General features: G+C 75.1%; 1 protein-coding gene. It reads right to left on the reverse strand.

The window, feature by feature from the left end:
• The coding region (locus DZF91_RS23155) for an NYN domain-containing protein (RefSeq protein ID WP_147341294.1) at window positions 1–693 on the reverse strand (693 nt) is incomplete at its 3' end.
• Window positions 694–891 lie beyond the last annotated feature (198 nt).

The raw sequence follows: 891 nt of genomic DNA on the forward strand, positions 1-891 counted from the left end.
CGCGGGCGCTCCCGGCGCGGGCCGCACCGACGGCACCCGTCCGGCGAACACCTGCGACGGCGACGGCACGGCGGGCTTGCCGGCGGCGGGCGCGGCGTCCACCGGCGGGACGGCCGGGACGGGCAGCGCCTTGGTCTTGGTGAAGTAGGGGCGGAGGAAGTCGGCGGGCAGCACCTCGACCGTGTCGGACTCCCAGACCAGCCATTCGGCCTGGTTGGAGCCGTGCGTGGGCTCCACGCCCCACAGGTGGACGCGGACGCCGTAGCGCTGCGCCGCCTCCACGGCGGGCAGCATGTCCTCGTCGCCCGCGAGCAGCACCGCGTCGGTGATCGCGCGGTGCCGGGCCAGGGCCTCCAGGTCGGCGCGGAGCTGGGCGTCCACGCCCTTCTGCTGGCCCTGCGCGTTCAGGTTGCCGAGCCGCAGCTTGACCAGTGGCAGGTTGGCGATGACCCGCTGGTCCACGGTCGGCTGCCGCTTGGGCGCCGCGTCGAACCAGTACAGCCGGAGCAGTTCACCGACCAGCCGGCCGTCGGCGTGGTCGGTCAGCGCCTCGATCAGCTTCTCGGCGGCGACCCGGTACTCGCGCCGCGAACCGCAGCCGAGCAGCAGCGCACCGGAGGCCGCGTAGAGGTACCCCGCGTCGACGAAGATCGCGTATCGCGCGGGCTGGGGAACGAACTCCGAGGTGGCCATCGCCACTCACCTTATGTGCGCACCCCCCGATCCAGGGGGTGAACCACGGTTACGTGTCGCGCCGGGACGAGCCCTCCGGAGCGTCCCGGCGCGTCCCCGAGAATCAGCCCGGAAGGGCGCTCGCCCGCCAGGCGCCCGGCCCGGGACGGGCGGGGGCGGGGGTGCGCGTGAGGCGCGCGCGGTCGGCCCAGCGGGACG

The sequence above is a fragment of the Actinomadura logoneensis genome (genome assembly GCF_003428695.1).
Lineage (GTDB): Bacteria > Actinomycetota > Actinomycetes > Streptosporangiales > Streptosporangiaceae > Spirillospora > Spirillospora logoneensis.